Genomic DNA, 3583 nt, shown 5'->3' with positions numbered 1-3583 from the left:
TCAATTGTCTATCTTTTGGTATTAACCTGTTTGTGCCTTAAGTCCTTCCCTGTATGGATTTCAGCTACTTTTGAGCGTAGGCGCTCTCATCGAATTTTATTTTAAGTTAATTATTTGCATAACAATTCCCGAAGAGCCAAATCGCCTTTGAAGCTGTTATCGGTAAATTAACGGAAGGAGCCATGGATAAAGGTGTAGAATTGTGGCAAAAAATTAAGCAAAAGTTACAAAAGGAACCCTCCGCAGCACAGGTTTTAGCGGCAGCAGAACAAACTAAATCCGAGGCGATGATTGAACAGCAAGTGGTTCCTTTTTTACAGGTAGAAATGCTCAAAGACCCCAATTTTGCCCAAGAAATCCAAATCCTAGCACAACAAATTAAACAAGTTATCAACAGTGGCAATCAAGAAAGTATCGCCATGAATGCTACAGCTTATGATAATAGTACCGTTAAAATGGTAGGAAAAATTGAGGCTGATACAGTTAATTTCTAAACCTTTTTGTTTCTCCTGTACTTGCGCCCAAAATGTAAGTAGGTAGGCCTTAAAAATTATCAGATGCCCCCCTTATTAAGGGGGGACTAAGGGGGGATCAGCACCCCCCTTATTAAGGGGGGACTAAGGGGGGATCAGCACCCCCCTTATTAAGGGGGGACTAAGGGGGGATCGAACCTAAAATCCATTTTAAATTTAATTGTAACCAGCTACTTAACATTTACTTATTTTTATCTCAAGAAAAACCCCAATTTTTCTCATGACTTCAGAAACTAATTCCAACGAGATTAATCTATCGGCAACGGCACAGGATCAATCTAAAGTAAATTTAATTGGCAAAATCGAGACTAAAAATCTAATACTTTCCGAGGAACTTTTAAACCGATTGGAAACTCCATCGGGGGGTATTTTCAAGGGAGGAAATGCTCGAAAACGTCTCGCCTATTGGCAGGGAAGGAAGGAGGAAATCACCCAAATTAAGCAGTGGTTTACTGATCCAAATGTTGCGATGATTGGCATCAAAGGAGTTGGAGGAATTGGAAAATCTACCCTAGCCAGCAAAATTTTTGAGGAGGAAATTCCCCTCGATCCTTCCCTAGGGGACGATAAAGATTTATTCCCAAAACGCTTTTGGTGGGAAGCGGGAAATCTGGGCGGATTTAGTGGTTTAGCTCGCCAACTCCTGACGGAATTTGGTTATCCTGTCCCCGAAAAAGAAATAGATTTACAGGAAGCTTTAATCAGACAATTGCAACGCCATCGCCACCTAATTATTATCGATAATCTAGAGAGTTTATTAGGGGAAGATGGTTCTTGGAATAATGAATTTTATCAGCAGTTTTTCACTGCTTGGATAGAAAAAGGTGACACCAGCAAAATTATAGTCACCACCAGAGAAAAGCCAAAAACTAATGGTTTTAACCGTTGGATTGAGCTAAAAGGTTTGAAACCACCTGAAGGGGCGCAATTGTTAGCAGAATCGCAAATAACAGGGGATCTAGAGAACTTTTCTCGACGGGTGGATGGTCATCCATTACTCCTGCGATTGGTGGCGGATTTACTCCTAGCAGAATTTCCGCAAAACCCCAGTTTAGAAAGGTTAGCGGACTTAGAATTAGGAAATTTATCGCAACTTTTGAGCGATCCGCAGGTGGTGGGGAGTCATCGTCAAGAGACAGTGGGAATTGCTTTAGTTTTAGATGCTAGTTTTCAGCGACTTAGCCAAAGACAGCAGGAATTATTCACTAAAACCAGCATTTATCGCCGAGAATTTGATTCTCCGGCAGCCAAAGCGGTGATGGATAATTACCCCGAGATCGCACTATCCGAGATCACGGCAGATTTGCGAGAATTACAGCGACGATCATTATTAGAAGAAAAAGAGGAAAATCGCCAGCGAATTTTTAGTTTTCAGCCTTTAGTTTGGGAATATGCACAATACAAAGCCGGCGATCAAAGGGAATTACACCAAAAAGCGATCGCCTATTATCTTTCTATTGCTAAACCCGACTCCTGGGAAATCCTCAACGATGTGCAACCTTACCTAGAAATTTTCTATCATCACTATCAGTTAACCGAGTACGACAATGCTTTTGATATTCTCCGTGCTATCGATAATTTTCTCACCCGACGGGGGTATTATCAAACCCTAGCCGATTATTACCTTGAATTAGTCACTGTTTACCAACAACAGGAGGAGCAAACCAACTGGAATTATGCCGCATCCCTCACCAGTTTAGGCAATGTTTACCAATCCCTAGGAGAATACGAAAAAGCGATCGAGTTTCATCAACAGTCCTTAGCAATCACACGGGAAATCGGTGATCGGGGGGGTGAAGCGAATTCCTACATAGGTTTAGGCAATGTTTACTATTCCCTAGGAGAATACCAAAAAGCGATCGAGTTTCATCAACAGTCCTTAGCAATCACACGGGAAATCGGTGATCGGGGGGGTGAAGCGAATTCCTACATAGGTTTAGGCAATGTTTACTATTCCCTAGGAGAATACCAAAAAGCGATCGAGTTTTATCAACAGTCCTTAGCAATCACACGCGAAATCGGTGATCGGGGGGGTGAAGCGAATTCCTACATAGGTTTAGGCAATGTTTACTATTCCCTAGGAGAATACCAAAAAGCGATCGAGTTTTATCAACAGTCCTTAGCAATCGAACGGGAAATCGGTGATCGGGGGGGTGAAGCGAATTCCTACATAGGTTTAGGCAATGTTTACTATTCCCTAGGGGAATACCAAAAAGCGATCGAGTTTTATCAACAGTCCTTAGCAATCAAACGGGAAATCGGTGATCGGGGGGGTGAAGCGAATACTTGGTTTAATCTGGGACTTACCTACTATAAACTCAAACGTATATCGGAAGCGAAAGAAGCATATCTTCAGTCGCGGGAATTATTTCAAGCATTGGGGTTAGCAGCGGATGTTCAAAATTGCGATCAGGCAATTCGGCAATTAGAAACCCGAAAATATCCCTTAATCGTTGCTTTCTTTCTGGGGGTGATTAAGTTTCCTTTAGTTTTAATTGGGGGGATAATAGTGGCATTGTGGCGATTGTTAAAAAGATGGTTGAGGAAAGCATAATTATCGGTAGGATGGGTTAGATATCCCTTATTTTTAACCTGAGTTTCACATCTGCTAATTTCCCCTCATAACTACCCTAAAGTGAGAAATTATAGTAATATTTCTAAGGATTACCAGAAAAGAAAGAGCGCCACGCTGCCGTGCCGATCGCTCCTCCTAAAAGGATAATTAACGTCCAAACTTGATTTTTTTGGGTTCCTTCCAGCTTTTCTAGTCTTCTATCCATCCCATCGACTTTTTCAGTTAGTTTTGCTTGTCCTACCTCTAGCTTAGTGAGCCGTTCATCGATTTTATCAAATTTCTGGTTAAAATCCTTCTGTAGGCTATCAAATTTCTGGTTAAAATCCTTTTGTAAGCTATCAAATTTCTGGTTAACATCCTGTTGCAAGATATCGATTTTTTGGTTAACTTCCTTGATGCTGTCTTTAATTTCCTTGAGGACGGATTCAAGACTATAAGTAACGGTTTCGTTAGACATTTTGGTAACATCCTTGGG

The 3583-nt window shown here is 41.3% G+C and carries 3 protein-coding genes; 2 read left to right on the top strand and 1 reads right to left on the bottom strand.

Going from position 1 to position 3583, the window contains the following annotated elements; translation table 11 throughout:
- The first annotated feature begins 140 nt into the window (after positions 1 to 140).
- Entirely contained in the window at positions 141 to 494 is a 354-nt protein-coding gene (locus IM509_RS13945; protein WP_185237112.1) for a hypothetical protein, read from the top strand.
- A 259-nt stretch (positions 495 to 753) separates the two neighbouring features.
- On the top strand, positions 754 to 3087 hold the full coding sequence (locus IM509_RS13940) for a tetratricopeptide repeat protein (RefSeq protein WP_287717056.1): 2334 nt from the start codon (positions 754 to 756) through the stop codon (positions 3085 to 3087).
- A gap of 103 nt (positions 3088 to 3190) precedes the next feature.
- Here IM509_RS13940 and IM509_RS13935 read toward each other — a convergent pair whose 3' ends face one another.
- On the bottom strand, positions 3191 to 3565 hold the full coding sequence (locus IM509_RS13935; protein WP_110578710.1) for a DUF4164 family protein: 375 nt from the start codon (positions 3563 to 3565) through the stop codon (positions 3191 to 3193).
- Positions 3566 to 3583 lie beyond the last annotated feature (18 nt).

The sequence above is a fragment of the Microcystis sp. M31BS1 genome (assembly GCF_020245285.1).
Taxonomy (GTDB): Bacteria; Cyanobacteriota; Cyanobacteriia; order Cyanobacteriales; family Microcystaceae; genus Microcystis; species Microcystis panniformis.
This window is presented reverse-complemented; position numbering and strand designations above follow the sequence as displayed.

Excerpts from the sequence above, each read along its gene's own strand:
- IM509_RS13940 (WP_287717056.1), top strand. The coding sequence starts at position 754 with ATGACTTCAGAAACTAATTCCAACGAGATTAATCTATCGGCAACGGCA.
- IM509_RS13935 (WP_110578710.1), bottom strand. The coding sequence starts at position 3,565 with ATGTCTAACGAAACCGTTACTTATAGTCTTGAATCCGTCCTCAAGGAA.